This is a genomic window from Enterobacter sichuanensis, from assembly GCF_002939185.1.
GTDB lineage: Bacteria > Pseudomonadota > Gammaproteobacteria > Enterobacterales > Enterobacteriaceae > Enterobacter > Enterobacter sichuanensis.
The window spans coordinates 1-211 of record NZ_POVL01000200.1; the positions used below are offsets into that span (position 1 = coordinate 1).

A 211-nucleotide genomic window follows, 5' to 3' on the forward strand; every position below is an offset into this window, starting at 1 on the left:
ATTTTCAGCTTGATCCAGATTTTTAAAGAGCAAATATCTCAAACGTGACTCGTAAGTCAGTTTTGAGATATGACGGCAGGTGACTTTCACTCACGAACCAGCAAGTGGCGTCCCCTAGGGGATTCGAACCCCTGTTACCGCCGTGAAAGGGCGGTGTCCTGGGCCTCTAGACGAAGGGGACGTGTCAGTCTCAATCGCAAGACGCCTTGCT

At 50.7% G+C, this 211-nt stretch carries 1 tRNA gene; it reads right to left on the reverse strand.

What is annotated here, in order from left to right:
• Positions 1-105: 105 nt before the first annotated feature.
• Positions 106-181 (reverse strand) — tRNA-Glu (locus C5687_RS24515).
• Between the last annotated feature and the right edge of the window lie 30 nt (positions 182-211).